General features: G+C 44.6%; 1 protein-coding gene. It reads left to right on the top strand.

The window, feature by feature from the left end:
- A partial coding sequence (locus AB4585_RS22200; protein ID WP_372170975.1) for a hypothetical protein occupies window positions 1-330 on the top strand: 330 nt, incomplete at its 5' end.
- Window positions 331-487 lie beyond the last annotated feature (157 nt).

Here is a 487-nt window from a genome sequence, read left to right as displayed (position 1 = left end):
GCAGAACTCGCACCACCTCAAAACCTCAATGAAACAATTGAGGACACAACCGATACAGGTGACCCAATAGACTCATTCTGTGATGATATTCTGACGTCATGCATTAGTGAGCAACGTGAAATCCTTGCCAGCGACTACTACATCGAACACATCAAAGGCGGTGTCAGCGATATATCACGGGATGCCTGGCTGTTTGGACTTTTGGGATACCATGAAGACTTATTGGAAGAGCAAGCGGCCTTCATCTTGTGCACACCAATTGGTGATCACTACTACCCTAACAACACCGGCAACATACACATCGTTGATATATCTGTGAGGCCTCGCTAATGCACAAAAAACTAAGCAAAACTGATATCAACCGTCTTATGCGACTCAAAACAAAACGGTCTAAAGCCACACTTTCCAGAACCGGTATCTTTGAAACTCTCTATCAAGACATGAACATTGGACGAGCCACAGGTAGCAAGATTGAACTCAATTCTCG

This window comes from Vibrio sp. 10N.222.49.C9 (assembly GCF_041474985.1).
In the GTDB taxonomy this organism is placed as follows: Bacteria; Pseudomonadota; Gammaproteobacteria; order Enterobacterales; family Vibrionaceae; genus Vibrio; species Vibrio crassostreae_C.
The sequence above is the reverse complement of the archived record's forward strand: the minus strand, read 5'-3'. Positions and strand labels throughout refer to the sequence as shown.